Genomic DNA, 17,861 nt, shown 5'->3' on the forward strand with positions numbered 1-17,861 from the left:
CGGTGGCCGCCCCGCACCCCCGCGCGGTCAACAGCCGCGGGCCGCACACTGGTGCGGTGACGTCTCCCCCGGCGCCGGTGCGCGGGCTGGTCCGGCTGCTGAACACCGCCGACGGCCGCGCGCTGTGCCTGGCCGGCGCGGTGGACGCCCGCGTCGTCGCGGACTTCCACCAGCGCTACGGCCGGGAGCCGGCGCGGATCGAGGTGCTCGACGCGGGCTCGGTCACCTCGCTCAGCGGTGCGGCGCTGGAGCTGGTCCGCGACCACCTCGACGCCGCGGCCCTGGCCGGGCGCGACGTCCGGGTGCGCCGGTCCCCGGCGGTCGACTTGCTGTTCCCCACCGGCTGACCGGCCGGCGGACGGCGCGAACGCTCAGCGGGTCCCGCGGGACGCCGGCTCCGACGACCGCCCGGCCGGGTCCGCCGCCAGGACGCGGGTGACCAGGACTCCGACCACCGCCGCGAGACCGCCGGCGGCCGCCTCGCGCTGCGCCGGGGTGCCGCTGTCCAGCAGAACCACCCGGACGCCGGCCGACGAGTCGGGGTCGGGGCCGGCGCCCGGGCCCACCGGTGAGCCGACCACCCCGCACTCCACCGACCTGCCGGTGTACCGGTCGGCGAGCCGGTGCACCGCTGCCGTCGCCTCCGCCGCGGCACCGGCGGGCAGCACCACCAGCTGAGGGGTGTCCGCACCGGTGCCCGGGACGGGGCCGACCACCCGGAAGCCGGCCCGCAGCAGGGCGCGGGTCACCGAGCGGCCGTCGTCGTCCCAGGTGCCGGCCACGAGCGCGACCGGCGGCTGCAGGTCCAGGTCCAGCCGCCCGGACCCGCGGGGCTGCTGACCCGGCGTCCGTTCCCTGCCCGCCGCAGACCGCCGCGGCGCCGCCCGGTGGGCACCGGGCCGCTGCCCGGTGCGCTCGGGGTCGATCCGGCTGCTCATCACGTCACCTCGCCCACTGCCCGGCCGTCGGAGCCGCGCTGCCCCGACCGTCCTCGGCCCGGCCGCCGCGTGCATGCGTGCTGGCACGGGAGTCCCGTCCCGGCCGGAGGTGCGGCAGTTCAGCAGCAGCACGGATGCCCGGCGGAGCGGGCGTTCCTAGCGTCGAGGACACCCCGCACCGACTGGAGGACGCCATGTCCGTTCTGACCCACGACCCCTATGCCGGGCACCCCGCCGACCCGGTCCGCACGAGCGGGACGGCGCTGGTCGAGCAGGCCCGCCGGCTGGTGCCGCTGCTGCGTTCCCGGGCGGCAGCGGCCGACGAGCAGGGCCGGCTGACCGACGACGTCACCACCGCGCTGCACGACGCCGGCTTCTTCTCCCTGCACACCCCCCGGGCGCTGGGCGGCCCCGGCGCCGGCCTGGCCACCGCGGTCGGCGTCCACCGCGAGCTGGCCCGCGGGCACGGCTCGGCCGGCTGGGTCACGATGATCCTGTCGACCTCCGGGCTCTTCACCACCCAGCTCGCCGACCGGACCCAGCGCGAGGTGTGGGCCCAGGACCCCGCTGCCGGGGTCGCCGCCAACCTCGTCCCGTCCGGCACCGCCCGCCGGGTCGCCGGTGGGCTCGTCGTCAGCGGCCGCTGGCGTCCGCTGTCCGGGGTCCACCACGTGGGCTGGGTGGTCGTGACCGTGCCGGTGCTGGACGCCGGCGGTGCCACCGTGGACGTCGTCCTGGCCCTGCTGCCCGCCACCGACGTCACCGTCGAGCGCACCTGGTCGGTCGCCGGCATGCAGGGCACCGGCAGCGACACGGTGGCCGTCGAGGACGCCTTCGTGCCCGACCACCGGGTCGTCTCCCTGCCCGAGGTGACCAGCGGCACCGGGCCGGACGGGTCGCCCCGGCCGCCGCTGATGTCCGTCGCCGTCCTCACCGCGGCAGCGACCGTCGTCGGGATGACCGAGGGGGCGCTCGAGCACACCACGGCCCTGCTCTCCCGCGGCCGGTCCGTGGGCTCGTCGGTCTACCGCAACGCCGTCGACTCCCCCAGCGTGCAGGCCGCGATGGCACAGGCGGCGTCCCTGGTGGACACGATGCGACTGCACCTGCAGCGCGGGGTCGACGACGTGGAACGGGCCACCTCCGAGCGCACACCGCTCGGCGAGCCGGTCGCCGCACGGGTCCGGATGGACGCCGCCCGGATCTCCGGCGCCGCGCGGGAGACGATGGACCTGCTGCTCGACGTGGGCGGCGCCGGCTCCTTCGCCCTGGACAACCCGGTGCAGCGGCTCTGGCGCGACGTCAGCGTCGTGACCCGCCACCCGCTGGTGACGCCGGCGCTCAACCGCGAGGTCTACAGCCGGGCCCTGCTCGGCATCCCGACCCAGGTCGTGCCGCTGGTCTGACCCCGGAGGGGGCCCGGCGACCGCCGCCGGGCCCCGCGGGGCTCAGCCGGCGACGTAGGCCTGCTGCTCCAGCCGCCCGCCGTCGCAGACCGGCCCGAGCGACCAGGTCGCCGTCAGCGGGTCACGCTCGTCGGGCGGGATCACCGACAGGGACGCCGGGGTCGGGCAGCCCGCCGCCGGGTCGGTGTCCCCGGGCACGACGGTCCACTGCAGCTGCGACACCACGGTCGCGCCGGGGGCCACGGTGAGCAGCGTGGGCGCCGGGGCGTCCTGCCGGACCTGCTGCGCGGGCAGCGCGCGCCCGGCGGCGTCCAGCAGCCCGACCCCGCCGAAGCCCTCGACGTCGCAGGTGCGGCCACCGGTGTTCCGCAGCACGACGGTGGCCCCGCGCTGGCCCGCGCCGGAGTCGCCACCGGTCAGCGAGGCGGTGAGCTCGCTCGTGTGGCACCGGTCCGGTCCCGCGGTGGCGGTGCCCGGGGCCGCGGCCGACGACGTCCCGCCCGCGGGGCGGGAGCTCGTCGTGCCACCGGCCGGCGAGCTCTCGGCCGGAGAGCTCGACGAGCCCGACGCCGGGGCCGGGTCGGCTGAAGACGACGCGGCTGCCGGGGCGGCCCCGGACGTGGGGGCGGAGGCGGCGTCGTCGGTGCCACCCGAGCAGCCGGCGAGGACGAGGGCGGCGGTGCCGACGAGCGCCGGGCGCAGGCACCGGCGGGCGAGGACTCCTGGGATGTGGGACACGACGTCCTCCTGGTGGCAGCGGGACGGGTCCGCGGTCGGACCCGGTGCGACGGCGTGGCGGGCGGCACCTGCCGTGGGCGCGCACGTCGTCGCGCCTGCATCGTGCGTCCGCCCGATCCGGGCGCGCATCGGTGGAACGACTGCACTGTCGATGGGCCGGCGTGCCCGCGCGGGACCCCGGTCACGGACGACCGGGGTCGCTCACCCGTCCGGTGCGTCCCCGTCGCCCGGTCGCGTGACGTTCCGTGACTGCGTCCTGACTCGTCTCTACCGTCGGTGACGATCGCTCGAGCACGTGGCCACCGCCGTCCTCCAGCTGCGCGGTCGTCCGACCACCGCCGCGGCCGACGCCGCACGGACCAGCAGCGCGAGAAGGGGTGCACCCGATGAGGGCAGGACGAGCCAGGAGGGGCCTCGCGGGGCTCGGGGTGGCGCTGACGCTCGGGGTGTTGCTGTCCGGCTGCGAGCTGCCCGACGTCGGCATGAGCCCCGGGCTGGCCAAGGCCGCGCCCACCTCGGCAGCTGCGACCACCGCGGCTCCGGCGCCCCCCGTGGCCCCGGTGGCCGCCACGCCGACCACCCCGCCCCGCACCGCCGGCGACCTGGACACCGGGTCGGTCACCCACACCGTGGCCGCCGGTGACCGCGCCGTCGTCATCGACTGGTGGACCGACCAGGAGGCCGCCGCCTGGACGGCCGCGGACGCCAAGACGATCCAGCTGTCCGCCCACGTCGAGGGCGGCACAGCTGAGCAGGAGATCAAGGTGACCCGCTTCGCGGCCACCGCCGACGACGGCACCGCCCGCACCTCGGTCACCGAGGACCGCGGCGAGTTCGTCCTCACCCCGCCGTTCAGCTACACCAGCGCCCTCAACGTGGCCCCGTCCGCTGCCACGGCCACCGAGCTGACCGTCTACGTCCAGTTCGACCTGCTCGTCGAGACCGCTCCCGGCTCGGGCGAGTACTTCCGGCAGACCGTCCAGGACAGCATCGAGCTGCCCCTCGCGCAGGAGACCACATGACCGAGCTCGTCGTCCCGGGCATGCGCCGGGCCACCGACCGCATCCAGCTGCTGGCCCGGGGCACCGTCGTGCCGCCGGACGTCTCCTCCCTCGTCCCCGACGAGTGGGCCGACCTCCGGGGCGGCAACGAACGCCGCACGGCCACCATCAGCTGCATCGTCCCCGCCTACAACGAGGAGGGGACCATCGCCGCCGTCCTCACCTCGCTGCTGGCGCAGACCCGGCTGCCCGACGTGATCCACGTGATCATCAACAACACCGACGACGACACCCCGGAGATCGCCCGCACCTTCGAGGGCGCGCACGAGCGGGTCGTCAAGGGCGAGCTGTTCCGCACGGTGGTGCACGTCCACGACATCGGTGAGAACCCGGACAAGAAGGTCGGCGCCCTCAACATCGGCTACCACCTCAGCCGCGGGTACGACTACATCCTCGGCGTCGACGGCGACACCACCCTGGACCGGCGCTGCGTCGAGTGGCTGGAGAAGGAGATGGTCACCGACCCGCGCATCGGCGGGCTGTCGGCCGTCTACAGCTTCGACAAGACCAAGGTGCACGGGGCGATGGCGAAGTTCCTCGTCGCCGGCCAGCGCGCGCAGTTCGCCGGGTTCAACATGGACAACCTGGTCCGCGGCCGGAACATGGCCGTGCTCGGCGGGCAGTGCAGCCTGTTCAGCGTCCGCGCGCTGGAGACCGTCATGTACCGCCACCACCAGTCCGCCCCCTGGGTGCGCGACTCGGAGGTCGAGGACTCCAAGCTCTCGCTGCAGATCAAGGACGCCGGCTTCAACACCAAGATCAGCGCTCGGGCGCGGGCCTTCGTGGGCCCGATGACCGACCTGCGGGCCCTGCACGGCCAGCAGGTGAAGTGGAACTTCGGCGGCATCGACCTGCTGTGGCCGGGTCAGCGCGGGGACAACAAGGGCCAGCCCCTGCACCCGAACCTGCGGCTGCGCTGGTACGAGAACATCTCGATGCTGTTCAACATCAGCAGCCGGATGGCGTTCCTGCTGCTGCTGGCCGCCGCGCTGTCCATCGACGCGTTCGTGTTCAACCCGGTGTGGCTGATCCCGCCGGCGGTGGCGACCCTGCTCAACCTGCGGATCGCCGCCTCGATGCACGACAAGAGCGCCTCGGACATCTTCTACGCCCTGCTGATGGCGCCGGCGGAGCTGTACATGTGGATCCGGATGGGCCACTTCGTCTCCGCCTGGGTGCAGTTCCTGGCCCGGGTGGAGAAGGACAACTGGGCGGCGCAGGCAGCCGCCGAGCGCGGCCGTGGCTCGGCCTACGTGATGCCGGCGCTGTGCGCGGCCGCCACCTTCGCGGTGCTGATCTTCGCCTGGAGCCAGCAGGGCGTCGGCGTCCAGTCGGCCATCCTGTCGATCGGCTGGCCGGTGCTCTACCTGGTCACCGTGCTGCAGACGATCTTCATGCTGAAGAAGCTCGTCCGCCGCCAGCGCGGCTTCACCGTCTGAAGAAGGACCTCGCTGCCCCCCGCAGCGAGGCCACGAGGGCCCCGGCAGCACCGCTGCCGGGGCCCTCGTCGCGTCAGAGCAGCCGGTTGGTCCACAGCAGCGAGGCGACGACGCCGAGGAAGGCGAAGAGCAGGCCGCCGCGGACGAACCACGGGCTGATGTCCTGGGCCTCGGTCGTGTAGCCGATCTGGCTGCCGAGGTCCTCGTAGACCTGCTCGAGCTCCGCGGCGCTGGCGGCCTCGCTGTAGCTGCCACCGGTCTCGTCGGCGATGTCCTCCAGCGTCGAGCGGTCGACCGGCACCGGGAAGCGCTCGCCGTTGAGGTCCAGGACGCCGTAGTCGGTGCCGAAGGCGATCGTCGACACCGGCACCTGCGCCGCCTTGGCCGCCTCGACCGCCTGGGTCGTCTCCCGGCCCACGGTGTTGTAGCCGTCGGACAGCAGCACCACGCGGGCCGGGGGCACCTCCTCCCCGCTCGTCTCCAGGGTCGACTGGAAGTTGGCCACCGCGGTCAGCGAGGTGAACACCGCCTCACCGATCGCGGTCGCCTCGGCCAGCTGCAGGTTGTCGATCGCCGCGCGCACCTGCTCGCGGTCGGTCGTCGGGGTGACCAGCGTGGTCGCCGTCCCGGCGAAGGACACCAGGCCCAGGTTGATCCGGGCGGGCAGGACGTCGACGAACTGCTTGGCCGCGACCTGCATGGCCTGGAAGCGGTCGGGCTGGATGTCGGTGGCGCGCATGGACAGCGACACGTCGACGGTCATGATCACCGTCGCGCGCTCGCGCGGCACCCGGACCTCGGTGCTCGGCACCGCCAGCGAGGTCACCAGCACCGCGAGGCCGGCGGCCACGAGGCCGAAGGCGACGTGCCGGCGCCACCCGGCCCGCTTGGGCACCAGCGACCCGAGCAGCGCCACGTTGGTGAAGCGCGCGGCGTACCTCGCCCGGCGCAGCTGCAGCACCACGTACAGCGCGACCAGCGCCACGACGGCCAGCAGCGCGGCCAGCCACCACGGGGACTGGAAGGTCATCGGGAGGCTCCTCCGTTGCCGGCGCGCCGGCGGTGGGCGACGTAGGCGACGACGTCGGCCATCCAGTCGCGGTCGGTCTGCAGCCGCAGGTGCCCGGCACCCGCCCGGCGCAGCGCAGCGGCGATCTCGCGGCGCTGGGCCGCCGCGCCCTCGGCGTACCGGCGGCGGACGTCGGCGTTGCCGGTGGGCACCTCGAGGGTCTGCCCGCTCTCGGGGTCGACGACGGTGAGCAGCCCGACGTCGGCCAGCTCGAGCTCGCGCGGGTCCACGACCTCGATGGCCAGCAGCTCGTACCGGGCGGACAGCCCGCGCAGCGGTCGCTCCCAGTCCAGGTCGCCGAGGAAGTCCGAGACCACCACGACCAGGCCGCGGCGGCGGGGCGGGCGGCTGAGGGAGTCCAGGGCGGCGGCCAGGTCACCGCGGCGGCCACCGGCCGCCCGCGGGGTCTCCACGACCTTGCGCAGCAGCCGGTCCAGGGCCAGCCGGCCGGGCACCGCCGGGTACCGGTCGACCCGCTCACCGGTGGTGACGACCGCACCCAGCCGGTTGCCGCCCCGCACCGTGAGGTGACCGACGGCGGCCAGCCCGGCGATCGCCAGGTCGCGCTTCTCGGAGTCCGCGGTGCCGAAGTCCAGGCTGGCGGAGAGGTCCAGCACGACCCAGGTCTCCAGCTCGCGGTCGGCGACGGTCTCCCGCACGTGCGGTGACTGGGTGCGCGCGGTCACCGCCCAGTCCATCCGGCGCACGTCGTCCCCGGGGTGGTACGTGCGGGAGTCCCCCGCCTCGCTGCCCGACCCGGGCACCAGCCCGAGGTGGTCGCCCTGCAGCAGCCCGTCGAGCCGGCGCCGGATGGTGAGCTCCAGCCGGCGCAGCAGCACCGCGGTCGAGCTCCCCGCGCCGAAGTGCGGCGGGGCGCCGCCGTCCCTGGCCGAGGACCCCGCCGGACCGGTGGCGGTCATCCCGGCTGCGGGCCCGAGCCGCCGTCGGGACGGCCGCCCTGCGGGCCCGTCCCCTGCTGGCCCGTCCCCTGACCGCCGGCGAAGCGGTGGTCGGTCGAGCCCTGGGGAGCCTGGCCGTAGGGACCCGGGACGCCGGCGGGCACCGGCTGCTGGGCACCGTTGGGCGGGCCGTACTGGCCGTTCGGGGCCGGCACCATCGGGCCACCGGGGTTGCCCGGGCCGAACCCACCGGCGCGCTGCCGGGGGGTGACCTGCGGCAGCGGCACGCTCTGCAGCACCCGCTTGACGATGTGGTCGGCGGGCACGCCGTCGGCCAGCGCGTCGTAGGAGAGCACCAGCCGGTGCCGCAGCACGTCGGCGGTCACGTCCAGGACGTCCTGGGGCAGCACGTAGTCCCGGCCGCGGATGAGCGCGAGCGCCCGGCTGGCCGCGATCAGGCCCAGCGAGGCACGCGGGCTGGCCCCGTAGGAGACCCAGCCGGCCACGTCGGGCATGCCGTGCTCGTTCGGCGCGCGCGTCGCCACCACCAGCCGGACGACGTAGTCGACCAGCGCGTGGTGCACGAACACCTGCGAGGCGGTGCGCTGCAGCCGCCGGACGTCGTCCGGGCCGAGGACCGCCTCCGCGCGCGGCGGGGTGGAGCCCATCCGGTAGATGATCTCCCGCTCCTCCTCCGGGCTCGGGTAGTCGACGAGCACCTTGAGCAGGAAGCGGTCGCGCTGGGCCTCGGGGAGCGGGTAGACGCCCTCGTTCTCGATCGGGTTCTGGGTGGCGAGCACGAGGAACGGGTCGGGCAGCTTGTGCGTCACGCCGCCGATGGACACCTGACGCTCGGCCATGACCTCGAGCAGCGCCGACTGCACCTTCGCCGGTGCGCGGTTGATCTCGTCGGCGAGCACGAAGTTGGCGAACACCGGGCCGAGCTCGGTCGCGAAGGCGTCCTGCCCGGACTTGTAGATGCGGGTGCCGATGATGTCGGCGGGCACCAGGTCGGGGGTGAACTGCAGGCGGGAGAAGTGGCCGCCGACGACGGTGGCCAGCGTCTCCACCGCGAGGGTCTTGGCCACCCCGGGGACGCCCTCCAGGAGCACGTGCCCGCGGGCCAGCAGACCGACGAGCATCCGCTCCACCAGCCGGTCCTGACCGACGATGACCCGCTTGACCTCGAACAGTGCGCGCTCCAGGAGAGCGGCGTCGACCGACGGCGGGGTGGGCTGTTCGGGGACGGACTGGCTGGCGGCAGCGGTCACTCGCCCAGTCTCCTACACCCGGCTGTGCGGGCCACCGGCACGGCGCCGGCGACGGCCCGCGTCGGCGCTGCGCGGAACCGCCCGACGCGGTGCCCGGGCTGCTAGCCTGGGCACCGCGTCGGGCAGCTCCCCCCGTGGCTGCCCGACGCCCCTCCCCCCGGTCCCGCCGGCCCCCTGCAGGGCCTGCCGGGAGTCCTCGTCAGCCGGTCGGGCGCACGGCCCCGAAGTAGTCGCTGCCGAACCACATGGTGCTGACCTTCACCACGTCGTTGCTCTGCGGCGCCTGGACGACCTGGTTGCCGCCCAGGTAGAGCGCCACGTGGTAGATCGACGTGTAGTCGTTCCCGGTGGCCCAGAACACGAGGTCACCGGCCTGCAGGTCGGCGCGGGCCACGGTGCGGTCGCGGAAGCGCCACCACTGGTCGCGGCTGGTGCCGCCGATGGCGACGCCGGCCTTGGCGTAGGCGTACTGGGTCAGGCCCGAGCAGTCGAAGCCCCAGACGCCGGTGTCCGGCGAGATGCCGAAGCTGGGCCCGTTGCTGCCGCCGCCGCCCCAGGAGTAGGCGACACCCAGCTGGGTGCGGGCCGCGGCGATCGCCTTCTGCACGGCCGAGCCGGACGGCGCGTCGGCGGAGGTGCCGCCGGGCTTCGGCGCCGCGGGCGCCGGCGCGACGGGGGGCTTGGCGGGCGCCGGGGCCGGAGCCGGAGCCGGCGCCGGAGCCGGGGCCGGAGACGGGCCCGGGGTGGTCGCGCGGGGCGCGGCCGGGGCGCTGCTGGGGGCGCCCGCCGCGGGTGCACTGCTGCTCGCCGCGGGTGCGCTGCTGCCCGCCGACGCGGCCGGGGCACTGCTGCTGCTGGTGGCCGGGGCCGCCGCGGCGCGCTGCGGGGCCGCCGGCGGCGGGGCCGCGGCCTGCGCCTTCGCGTACTCCTCGGCGGCCTTGCGCGCACCGGCCAGGCCGAGGGCCACCTGCTGCGCCTCCACCAACCGGTCCTCCAGCTGGTCCTGCTGCACGGCCAGGGCGGCGGCCTGCTCGCGGGCAGCGACCTTCTGCTCCTGCGCACCGGCCAGCAGCGTCGCCGCCTCGGTCTTGAGCGCCTCGGCCTGGCCGACGGCGCCCTGCGCGGTCTGCTCCGCGGCGGTGGCCTGCTGCTCGAGCACGGTGAGCTCGGCGAGGACGTCGGTGCGGTGCTCGCCGGCGGCGTCGAGCAGGGCGGCCCGCTCGATGAGCTGGGCGGGACCGCCGGCGGTCATCAGCGCCCGCGCCCCGGAGGAGGTGCTGCCCTGCTTGTAGCTGTCCCGGGCGAAGGAGGCGACCGCGTCGCGCCCACCCTGCAGCTGGACGTCGGCCTGGGCCGAGGCGGCGGCTGCGGCGTCGGCTGCCACCCGCGCCTCGTCGTAGGCGGTCTGCTTGTCCTCGTAGTCCTGCAGCGCGATGTCGGCCTGCGCGGCCGCGCCGGCGGCGGCCGACTGTGCCTGCGCCAGGTCGGCGGTGATCCGGCCGACCTGGGCGGCCGCCTCGCTCTTGGCCTGCTCGGCTGCGCTGATCTGCTGGTCGCTGGGGTTGACCGGCGCGGCTGCTGCCACGCCCGGCGCGACGACCAGGCAGGCCGCGGCGACCGTGCCCGCGGCCAGCGTCCGCTGCAGCCAGCGCCGCCCGTTCCGTCCGGTACCGATCTGCGTTCCCACTCGTGCCCGCACTGCTCGACTCCTCCGTTGCCCGGCGCCACCTGCTCGCGGCGCCGGTCTCGACCAGTCCCGGCACATCCGTCGCGGATGTGCTCTCCCGGGCCCATCGACCGGATCGGGGCGGGAGCGCAGGCCCCCGGCCGGATCTCCCCCGTCCGGGGGACACCGCCCGGGGCCATCGCTCGGAGGACCCCGCCGGTGCGGAGGGTGGCGACGTCGCCCACTGTGGGTGAGGGAAGGGCAGCCTTGGTCGGCGTGCGGCGGACCGGGCTGGGATGATCGGGGGTGGCACATCGAGGCGCAGGACGCGCGCATGACCAGCGAGGGTGAGGCGCAGACAGTGGCAGCCAGCAAGGACAGCTTCGGGGCCCGGCAGACGCTCGACGTCGACGGCACCGAGTACGACATCTTCCGGCTCGACGCGGTGGAGGGCAGCGAGAAGCTCCCCTTCAGCCTGAAGGTCCTGCTGGAGAACCTGCTCCGCACCGAGGACGGCGCGAACATCACCGCCGACCACATCCGCGCCCTGGCGAACTGGGACCCGTCCGCGGAGCCCGACCAGGAGATCCAGTTCACCCCGGCCCGCGTCGTGATGCAGGACTTCACCGGCGTCCCGTGCATCGTCGACCTGGCCACGATGCGCGAGGCGATGGCCGACCTCGGCGGCGACCCGCAGAAGATCAACCCGCTCGCCCCGGCCGAGCTGGTCATCGACCACTCCGTCATCGCCGACGTCTTCGGCACGCCGGACTCGTTCGAGCGCAACGTCGAGATCGAGTACCAGCGCAACGGCGAGCGCTACCAGTTCCTCCGCTGGGGCCAGGGCGCGTTCGACGACTTCAAGGTCGTCCCCCCGGGCACCGGCATCGTCCACCAGGTCAACATCGAGCACCTGGCCCGCGTGGTCTTCCCGCGCGCCGAGGGTGACCGCACTCTCGCCTACCCCGACACCTGCGTGGGCACCGACTCCCACACCACCATGGTCAACGGCCTGGGCGTGCTGGGCTGGGGCGTCGGCGGCATCGAGGCCGAGGCCGCGATGCTCGGCCAGCCGGTGTCGATGCTCATCCCCCGCGTGGTCGGCTTCAAGCTCTCGGGCGAGCTGCCCGACGGCGCCACCGCCACCGACCTGGTCCTCACCATCACCGAGATGCTGCGCAAGCACGGCGTGGTCGGGAAGTTCGTGGAGTTCTACGGCGCCGGCGTCTCGGCCGTCCCGCTGGCCAACCGGGCCACGATCGGCAACATGAGCCCGGAGTTCGGCTCGACCGCCGCGATGTTCCCGATCGACGGTGAGACGATCCGCTACCTCCAGCTCACCGGCCGCTCCGCCGAGCAGATCGCCCTCGTCGAGGCCTACGCCAAGGCCCAGGGCATGTGGCACGACGACGACCGTGAGCCGGCCTTCTCCGAGTACCTCGAGCTCGACCTGTCGACCGTCGTCCCCTCCATCGCCGGGCCCAAGCGCCCCCAGGACCGGGTCGCGATGACGGAGGCCAAGGAGGCGTTCCGCGAGGCGCTGCCCACCTACGCCCCCGACGGTGACAGCGACCCCGACGACGCCGCGGCGGAGACCTCCACGGTCGACGAGTCCGTCGAGGAGACCTTCCCGGCCTCCGACCCCGCCAGCCCGTTCGCCACCGGCAACGGCGACGCCGGCAAGCCGCACGAGGCCGTCACCGGCTCAGACTCCGGCCGCACCCGCAAGCCCACCAAGGTGGTCATGGAGGACGGCACCGAGACCGAGGTCGACCACGGGCACGTGGTGATCGCCGCGATCACCTCCTGCACCAACACCTCGAACCCCTCGGTGATGATCGGTGCCGCGCTGCTGGCCAAGAAGGCCGTCGAGGCGGGTCTGTCGACCAAGCCGTGGGTGAAGACGACGCTGGCCCCCGGGTCGAAGGTCGTCACCGACTACTACGAGAAGTCCGGCCTGACCCCGTACCTGGAGAAGCTCGGCTTCTACCTGGTCGGCTACGGCTGCACCACCTGCATCGGCAACTCCGGCCCGCTGCCGGAGCCGGTCAGCCAGGCGGTCAACCACGCCGACCTCGCCGTCGTCTCCGTCCTCTCGGGCAACCGCAACTTCGAGGGCCGGATCAACCCCGACATCAAGATGAACTACCTGGCGTCCCCGCCGCTGGTGATCGCCTACGCGCTCGCCGGCACGATGGACCTGGACCTGACGACCGAGCCGCTGGGCACGGGCACCGACGGCCAGCCGGTCTACCTGCGCGACATCTGGCCCTCGCCGCACGAGGTGCAGCGGACGATCGACGAGTCGGTCACCGCCGAGATGTTCAGCAACGACTACGCCGACGTCTTCGCCGGGACCCAGCAGTGGCAGGACCTCCCGACCCCCACCGGTGACACGTTCGAGTGGGACGCCGAGAGCACCTACGTCCGGAAGCCCCCGTACTTCGAGGGCATGCCGGCCGAGCCGGCCCCGGTCACCGACATCACCGGCGCCCGCACCCTCGCCGTCCTCGGCGACTCGGTCACCACCGACCACATCTCGCCGGCCGGTTCGATCAAGGGCGACTCCCCCGCCGGGAAGTACCTGAGCGAGCACGGCATCGAGCGCCGCGACTTCAACTCCTACGGCTCCCGCCGCGGCAACCACGAGGTGATGATCCGCGGCACCTTCGCCAACATCCGGCTGCGCAACCAGCTGGTGCCCGGCACCGAGGGCGGCGTCACCAAGAACCACCTGACCGGCGAGACGACCTCGATCTACGACGCCTCGCGCGCCTACATCGACGCCGGCATCCCGCTGGTCGTGCTGGCCGGCAAGGAGTACGGCTCCGGGTCCTCCCGCGACTGGGCGGCCAAGGGGACGGCGCTGCTGGGCGTCAAGGCCGTCATCGCCGAGAGCTACGAGCGCATCCACCGCTCCAACCTCATCGGCATGGGCGTGCTGCCGCTGCAGTACCCCGAGGGCCAGAGCCGGGAGTCCCTCGGCCTGACCGGTGACGAGGCATTCGAGATCACCGGGGTGACCGCGCTGAACGACGGCGGGATCCCGCGCACGGTGCACGTGAAGGCCCAGCCGTCCGATGGTCCGGCCGTCGAGTTCGACGCCCGCGTCCGGATCGACACCCCCGGTGAGGCGAACTACTACCGCAACGGCGGGATCATGCAGTACGTGCTGCGCTCGCTGCGCGGCACCGTCAGCGCCTGACCCGATGGACCTGGGTCTGGGCGGTCGCGGCTACCTGCTCACCGGCGCGAGCCGGGGGCTGGGGCTGGCGACCGCCCAGGCACTGGTCACCGACGGTGCCCGGGTGCTGATCAGCTCCCGGGACGCGTACGGCGTCTCCGCGGCGGTCGAGGCCCTGGGCCCGCTCGCCGCGGGGGTGGCCGCCGACCTGGCGGACCCAGCGGCCGCCGAGACGCTGGTCGGTGAGGCGCTGGCGCAGCTCGGCCGGGTCGACGGGGCGCTGATCTCGGTCGGTGGTCCCCCGCCCGGCTCGGTGCTCGACGTCGGTGAGGACGCCTGGCGGGCCGGGGTCGAGAGCGTGCTGCTCGGGCCGCTGCGGCTGGTCCGGGCGCTGGTGCCGCACCTGGCCGACGGCGCCTCGCTCGGCTTCGTGCTGTCCACCTCGGTGCGCCAGCCGATCGGCGGGCTGGCGGTCTCCAACGGGCTGCGCCCCGGCCTGGCGATGACGGCGAAGGCGCTGGCCGACGAGCTGGGCCCGCGCGGCATCCGGGTGTTCGGGCTGCTGCCCGGCACGATCGCCACCGACCGCATCACCGAGATCGAGTCCGCGTCCGGGGACCCGGCCGCCGCCCGCGCCCGCACCGAGGCCGCCATCCCGCTGCGCCGAGTGGGCCGCCCGGAGGAGTTCGGCCGGGTCGCCGCCTTCGCCCTCTCCCCCGCCGCCTCCTACGTCACCGGCACGATGCTCACCGTCGACGGCGGTAGCACGAGGGCCCTCTGAACACCGCCCGGCCTGCGCCTCGTGGGGGTTCCCCGCGCGGTCTACCGCGCCAGCCACCCCCACACCGCGCAGGAAGGCCGTCATGACGGAGCAGCAACCTGGCCGACCGGTCCTCGTCGCCTGCGCGCACGGCACCCGCAACCCCACCGGACGGCGGCTGATCGGTGAGCTGGCGCTGGCCGCGCGGGCGCTGCGGCCGGGGCTGCGCACCACGGCGGCGTTCGTCGACGTCCAGCCGCCCACGGTGGTCGACGTCGTGGCCGGGTTGGCCGGGTCGCAGACGCCGGCCGTCGTCGTCCCGCTGCTGCTGTCCGGCGGGTACCACGTGCACGTCGACATCGCCGGCGCCGTCTCCGCCCACCCCGGCGCGGTCGCCGCCCGGCCGCTGGGCCCCGACGCCCGGCTGGCCGCGGTGCTCGCCGACCGGCTGCGCGAGGCCGGCGCCGACCTCACCGACGCGGTCGTCCTGGCTGCCGCCGGTTCCAGCGACGCCCGGTCGGTCGCCGACGTCGAGGCGACCGCCGCCATGCTGCAGGAGCACTGGACCGGACCGGTGACCACCGGCTACGGCTCGGCCGCGAAGCCCACCGTGCCCGACGCGGTGGCCGCGGCCCGCGCCGCCGGTGCACAGCGCGTGGTGGTCGCGGCCTACCTGCTGGCTCCCGGGCACTTCCACGACAAGCTCCAGGGCGCCGGAGCCGATTGCGTCACGGCGCCATTGCTGCCCGACGAGCGCATCGCCGCGGTCCTCGTCGACCGGTACGACGCCGCACTGGGCTGATCCGGGAACCCGGTTGCCCGGCGTCGTAGCATCGGGGCAACCGGTCACGGGACCGGGGAGTGAGCCGAGGAGCGAACAGGTGCGCAGTCCGGGCGCGGATCGTGAGGTGGCCGTCGTGGCCTGCACGGACCCGAGCCGGACCTGCGTCCGGCGCCCGCCCACCTGCTGAGCTCCACTCGCGCACGCGCGCGGGTGCGTGCTGCGCTGGGCAGGTCGCGGACGGACGCCCCTGCACGTCCTCCCCTCCCGCCGCCGGTGCACCCCTCTGCCCGGCCGGCGGTCCCGACCGACCGGAAGCAGACACCACCGTGCACAGCCTGACCGAGAAGCAGATCCGTTCGTCCTTCCTCAACGCCAGCCGCCGCGAGGTCACCCAGGCCGCCCTGCCCGACCTCGACGCCGTCGCCTGGGACCGGCTCGAGTACCTGGGCTGGCGCGACCGCCGCTCCCCGCTGTCGGCCTACGTCGTCCTCGAGCTCGACGACCGGCCGACCGGCGTCCTGCTGCGGGCGAGCCCCGCCCCGGCCAGCGGACGGCGACGCTCGGCGATGTGCAGCTGGTGCCGCGACCTCGCCTCCGTCCGGGCCACCCTGTGGGTCGCCCGACGCGGCGGGAGCGCGGGGCGCGACGGCAACACCATCGGCACGCTGATCTGCGAGGACCTGTCCTGCTCGCGCAACGTCCGCCGGCCCCCGACCAGTGCCGAGTCTGGCGACGGCATCGAGGCGGTCGCCGACCAGGTCGTCGCCGAGCGGATCGCCGGGCTCCGCGAGCGGTCCACGCAGTTCGTCCGGGACGTCGCAGCGACCAGCTGAGGAAGGACCCCGTCCTCCTCGTCCCTCGCGAGCTCGGGACGACCGGCCGGCGCCTGGACCGAGCTTCAGGCGCCGGTGGCGACCGGGCGGTCGGGGTCGTTCGACCACTGCGACCACGACCCCGGCCACAGCGCGGCGTCGATGCCGGCGATCGCCAGCGCGGCGACCTCGTGGGCGGCGAACACCCCCGAACCGCAGTACACACCGACCGGCGTCCCGGGCCGGACGCCGAGCCGGGCGAACCGGTCGCTGAGTGCAGCCGCAGCAGCGAACGTGCCGTCGGCGTCCAGGTTGTCGGTCGTGGGTGCGCTGACGGCGCCGGGCACGTGACCGGCCCGGGGGTCGACCGGTTCGACCTCGCCGCGGTACCGCTCGGCGGCGCGGGCGTCGAGCAGCACCCCGCCGGCAGCCGGCAGGGCGGCGGCCTGGTCGATGTCCAGCACCGGCATGCCGCCACCGGTCAGCTCCACGTCCCCGACCAGCGGGACGACGTCGCCCTGCTCCAGCTCCCCGCCCGCGGCGGTCCAGGCAGCCAGCCCGCCGTCGAGGACCGTCACCTGCTCGACACCCGCCCAGCGCAGCAGCCACCAGGCGCGGGCGGCGGCCACGCCTGCCCCGGCGTCGTAGGCCACGACCCGCGAGCCTGCGGAGACGCCCCAGCGCCGCGCAGCTGCTTGCAGTCGCTGTAACGACGGCAGCGGGTGGCGTCCCTGCGCAGGTGAGGGCGGTGTAGACAGCTCGGCGTCCAGGTCGACGAAGACGGCGCCGGGCAGGTGTCCGGCCCGGTGGTGTTCGCGGCCGTGCGGGTCGCCCAGCGCCCAGCGGACGTCGAGCAGGACGTCGGGCGGGTCGGACCGCAGCTCCGCCACCGAGGTCAGCACCCTCACCGGGCGGCGTCCAGCTCCGCGGTCAGTGCGGCCACCGCGTCGGCACGGCCGCCGTAGCGGGCGGGGGTGCTCTGCAGCAGGGCGATCTTCCACCGGCCGGCGTCCTCGACCGCGGTCAGCGCGTGCACGGTGTGCAGCGCCGGGTCGACGCCGTCCGCGCCGGGGGGCACCATGCCGGCCACCGCGTGCAGCAGGACCACCCCGTCGGCGAGCCGGCGCACCGAGCGGACGACGCCGACGAAGGTGGGGGTGGCGTGCTCGGCGAACATCCGGCGCATGTCGGCGGCGATGCTCAGCCGGCCGCTGCGCAGCGTTCCGTCGAGGTCGATCAGCTCGCCGTCGTCGGCGAACACCGAGGAGACCGTGACGCCGCTGCGCTGGTTCCAGCCGGCCAGGTACCGCGCGTACAGCGCGCGGATCTGGGTGTCCTGCGGATGGCCTGCGCTCAAGGGATGTGCTCCTGCGGGTGGTGCGAGTGGGTCGGGAGTGACGGTAGTGCGCCCGTCCGTGCGCCCGCCGACCCCGCGCCGCAGCGGGTGTGACCGACCGGTCCGCAGTGCCACCCGCTGCCGGGTGGCACTGCGGCCGGCGGGTCAGAACGCGGCGATGGACTCCGCGACGATGCCGCGCTCGTCGGCGCTGACGTGCCACACGCGGACGTCCTTGCCGCCGATCTCGCTCTTCTCGTGGAACCGCACCTTGCCCTCGAGCGGGACGCCGTGCCCGCGCACCAGCACCGGGCCGCCCTCCCCGTCGATGGAGAACTCGGCGTCACCGAGGAACTGGTCCAGCGAGGTGACCGCGCCGGCGGAGGAGCCGGTCACCAGGTAGGGCTTGCCGGAAGCGATCGAGTGCCAGCTCTGAGCGGTCATCGTGGGGCCCCTGTCCTCGGGAGAGACGTCGGTCGTCGGTGCGAAGGTCCCACG

Annotated in this window: 16 protein-coding genes and 1 pseudogene; 8 read left to right on the forward strand and 9 right to left on the reverse strand. The window is 74.7% G+C overall.

All coding sequences use genetic code 11. The features are described 5' to 3' along the window. Positions 1-56 precede the first annotated feature (56 nt). Complete coding sequence (locus KUM42_RS02465; RefSeq protein ID WP_237494741.1) at positions 57-347, forward strand: hypothetical protein; 291 nt, start codon at positions 57-59, stop codon at positions 345-347. A 24-nt stretch (positions 348-371) separates the two neighbouring features. On the opposite strand, the gene KUM42_RS02470 is transcribed toward KUM42_RS02465, so the two are convergent. Continuing rightward, on the reverse strand, positions 372-938 hold the full coding sequence (locus KUM42_RS02470) for a hypothetical protein (RefSeq protein ID WP_237494742.1): 567 nt from the start codon (positions 936-938) through the stop codon (positions 372-374). Positions 939-1,132: 194 nt separating this feature from the next. Here KUM42_RS02470 and KUM42_RS02475 point away from each other — a divergent pair, with 194 nt between their 5' ends. Beyond that, positions 1,133-2,344: an acyl-CoA dehydrogenase family protein gene (locus KUM42_RS02475; RefSeq protein WP_237494743.1), complete on the forward strand. Its 1,212-nt coding sequence runs from the start codon at positions 1,133-1,135 to the stop codon at positions 2,342-2,344. Positions 2,345-2,386: 42 nt separating this feature from the next. On the opposite strand, the gene KUM42_RS02480 is transcribed toward KUM42_RS02475, so the two are convergent. Continuing rightward, positions 2,387-3,082: a DUF4232 domain-containing protein gene (locus KUM42_RS02480; protein WP_237494744.1), complete on the reverse strand. Its 696-nt coding sequence runs from the start codon at positions 3,080-3,082 to the stop codon at positions 2,387-2,389. A gap of 386 nt (positions 3,083-3,468) precedes the next feature. Here KUM42_RS02480 and KUM42_RS02485 point away from each other — a divergent pair, with 386 nt between their 5' ends. Then, a complete protein-coding gene (locus tag KUM42_RS02485; RefSeq protein WP_237494745.1) occupies positions 3,469-4,104 on the forward strand; it encodes a hypothetical protein in 636 nt (211 codons plus the stop codon). Next, complete coding sequence (locus KUM42_RS02490) at positions 4,101-5,582, forward strand: glycosyltransferase (protein ID WP_237494746.1); 1,482 nt, start codon at positions 4,101-4,103, stop codon at positions 5,580-5,582. Before KUM42_RS02485 ends, KUM42_RS02490 begins: the two co-directional genes overlap by 4 nt. 73 nt (positions 5,583-5,655) lie before the next feature. On the opposite strand, the gene KUM42_RS02495 is transcribed toward KUM42_RS02490, so the two are convergent. The 4 genes and pseudogenes from KUM42_RS02495 to KUM42_RS02510 all read right to left on the reverse strand — a co-directional run bounded on the left by KUM42_RS02495 (position 5,656) and on the right by KUM42_RS02510 (position 10,508). Continuing rightward, positions 5,656-6,612, reverse strand: a complete 957-nt coding sequence (locus tag KUM42_RS02495) for a VWA domain-containing protein (RefSeq protein ID WP_237494747.1) — start codon at positions 6,610-6,612, stop codon at positions 5,656-5,658. After that, positions 6,609-7,571: a DUF58 domain-containing protein gene (locus KUM42_RS02500; RefSeq protein ID WP_237494748.1), complete on the reverse strand. Its 963-nt coding sequence runs from the start codon at positions 7,569-7,571 to the stop codon at positions 6,609-6,611. Before KUM42_RS02500 ends, KUM42_RS02495 begins: the two co-directional genes overlap by 4 nt. A gap of 254 nt (positions 7,572-7,825) precedes the next feature. Continuing rightward, positions 7,826-8,755, reverse strand: a pseudogene (locus KUM42_RS02505) (AAA family ATPase); the annotation flags it as partial. 265 nt (positions 8,756-9,020) lie between these two features. Continuing rightward, entirely contained in the window at positions 9,021-10,508 is a 1,488-nt protein-coding gene (locus KUM42_RS02510) for an NlpC/P60 family protein (RefSeq protein ID WP_237494750.1), read from the reverse strand. Between the two features lie 313 nt (positions 10,509-10,821). Here KUM42_RS02510 and KUM42_RS02515 point away from each other — a divergent pair, with 313 nt between their 5' ends. The 4 genes from KUM42_RS02515 to KUM42_RS02530 all read left to right on the forward strand — a co-directional run bounded on the left by KUM42_RS02515 (position 10,822) and on the right by KUM42_RS02530 (position 16,048). After that, a complete protein-coding gene (locus KUM42_RS02515) occupies positions 10,822-13,692 on the forward strand; it encodes an aconitate hydratase (protein WP_237494751.1) in 2,871 nt (956 codons plus the stop codon). Between the two features lie 4 nt (positions 13,693-13,696). Next, positions 13,697-14,452, forward strand: coding sequence for an SDR family oxidoreductase (locus tag KUM42_RS02520; RefSeq protein ID WP_237494752.1), 756 nt, complete (start codon positions 13,697-13,699; stop codon positions 14,450-14,452). Between the two features lie 82 nt (positions 14,453-14,534). Further along, a complete protein-coding gene (locus KUM42_RS02525; RefSeq protein WP_237494753.1) occupies positions 14,535-15,233 on the forward strand; it encodes a sirohydrochlorin chelatase in 699 nt (232 codons plus the stop codon). A 308-nt stretch (positions 15,234-15,541) separates the two neighbouring features. Beyond that, positions 15,542-16,048 carry an FBP domain-containing protein gene (locus KUM42_RS02530; RefSeq protein ID WP_237494754.1) on the forward strand — a complete coding sequence of 169 codons (507 nt, stop codon included), beginning with the start codon at positions 15,542-15,544 and terminating at the stop codon, positions 16,046-16,048. A gap of 65 nt (positions 16,049-16,113) precedes the next feature. Here the strand turns inward: KUM42_RS02530 and KUM42_RS02535 are convergent, their stop codons facing one another. The 3 genes from KUM42_RS02535 to KUM42_RS02545 form a co-directional block, all read right to left on the reverse strand. Continuing rightward, complete coding sequence (locus KUM42_RS02535) at positions 16,114-16,935, reverse strand: sulfurtransferase (protein ID WP_237494755.1); 822 nt, start codon at positions 16,933-16,935, stop codon at positions 16,114-16,116. Continuing rightward, a complete protein-coding gene (locus KUM42_RS02540) occupies positions 16,932-17,384 on the reverse strand; it encodes an SgcJ/EcaC family oxidoreductase (protein ID WP_237494756.1) in 453 nt (150 codons plus the stop codon). The genes KUM42_RS02535 and KUM42_RS02540 overlap by 4 nt, the downstream gene beginning before the upstream one ends. Positions 17,385-17,528: 144 nt before the next feature. Then, entirely contained in the window at positions 17,529-17,807 is a 279-nt protein-coding gene (locus KUM42_RS02545) for a hypothetical protein (RefSeq protein ID WP_237494757.1), read from the reverse strand. Positions 17,808-17,861: the final 54 nt, after the last annotated feature.

Origin of the sequence: Modestobacter sp. L9-4, assembly GCF_019112525.1 — a bacterium.
Lineage (GTDB): Bacteria > Actinomycetota > Actinomycetes > Mycobacteriales > Geodermatophilaceae > Modestobacter.

Bases quoted from the DNA above. Each gene is read 5' to 3' on its own strand.
- KUM42_RS02545 (WP_237494757.1), bottom strand. From the start codon at position 17,807: ATGACCGCTCAGAGCTGGCACTCGATCGCTTCCGGCAAGCCCTACCTG.
- KUM42_RS02525 (WP_237494753.1), top strand. From the start codon at position 14,535: ATGACGGAGCAGCAACCTGGCCGACCGGTCCTCGTCGCCTGCGCGCAC.
- KUM42_RS02515 (WP_237494751.1), top strand. From the start codon at position 10,822: ATGACCAGCGAGGGTGAGGCGCAGACAGTGGCAGCCAGCAAGGACAGC.
- KUM42_RS02485 (WP_237494745.1), top strand. From the start codon at position 3,469: ATGAGGGCAGGACGAGCCAGGAGGGGCCTCGCGGGGCTCGGGGTGGCG.
- KUM42_RS02475 (WP_237494743.1), top strand. From the start codon at position 1,133: ATGTCCGTTCTGACCCACGACCCCTATGCCGGGCACCCCGCCGACCCG.
- KUM42_RS02470 (WP_237494742.1), bottom strand. From the start codon at position 938: ATGAGCAGCCGGATCGACCCCGAGCGCACCGGGCAGCGGCCCGGTGCC.
- KUM42_RS02500 (WP_237494748.1), bottom strand. From the start codon at position 7,571: ATGACCGCCACCGGTCCGGCGGGGTCCTCGGCCAGGGACGGCGGCGCC.
- KUM42_RS02520 (WP_237494752.1), top strand. From the start codon at position 13,697: ATGGACCTGGGTCTGGGCGGTCGCGGCTACCTGCTCACCGGCGCGAGC.
- KUM42_RS02490 (WP_237494746.1), top strand. From the start codon at position 4,101: ATGACCGAGCTCGTCGTCCCGGGCATGCGCCGGGCCACCGACCGCATC.
- KUM42_RS02495 (WP_237494747.1), bottom strand. From the start codon at position 6,612: ATGACCTTCCAGTCCCCGTGGTGGCTGGCCGCGCTGCTGGCCGTCGTG.